The organism is Salinimicrobium oceani (genome assembly GCF_012037645.1).
In genome coordinates this window covers 1-753 of sequence record NZ_JAAVJR010000109.1, presented here as the reverse complement: position 1 = coordinate 753, position 753 = coordinate 1, and the positions used below count along the sequence as shown (strand labels likewise).

The window sequence follows — 753 nt, the reverse complement described above, 5'->3', positions numbered from 1 at the left end:
TCTTTTAGCACCTCAATTTTTTCTGAAAAAGTTCCTTTAAGTCCAAAGACCTTCTGAATCTTCTCTATAGCTTCCGAAGAAATTCCTTTCTCCTGCATCTCCTTCTTTACGCCATCTTCCCCTATTTTATCAAGTTTATCCAGGGCAACCGTGAAATCAATAAGCTTATCTGATTCTCCGATAACCTCAGCAAACCCCGAAAGCACTTTTCTATTGTTGATCTTGATGGTCACACCATTTAAACCCAATGCGGTAAAAACCGCATCATATAGTTGAACGAATTCCACTTCCTGCCAAAGGCTGTCGCTGCCCACAACATCGGCATCGCACTGAAAGAATTCTCTAAAACGCCCTTTTTGAGGCCTGTCTGCCCGCCATACAGGCTGGATCTGGTACCGCTTGAAAGGAAATTCTATCTCATTCCTGTGTTGCACAACGTATCGTGCAAATGGCACAGTAAGATCATAACGCAGGGCTTTTTCACTTATAGAAGAAGTAAGTTTTGTGCTATCTCTTTCAGAATAAGCCTGTTCATTGGCCTTCTGTAAAAAATCTCCCGAATTAAGGATCTTGAATATAAGCCTGTCCCCTTCCTCCCCATACTTCCCCATAAGGGTATCACTGTTTTCAAAACTCGGAGTTTCAATAGGCTGAAATCCGAATTTTTCAAACTGCTCCCTTATGTTGCTGATGATATGATTTCTTTTCGCCACTTCGGCCGGAGAGAAATCCCGGGTACCCGTGGGAATGGAA

1 protein-coding gene is annotated in these 753 nt (G+C 42.8%); it reads right to left on the bottom strand.

The annotated features are described in order from the left end of the window. The coding region (locus tag HC175_RS15700) for a histidine--tRNA ligase (protein WP_209310018.1) at nt 1-753 on the bottom strand (753 nt) is incomplete at both ends.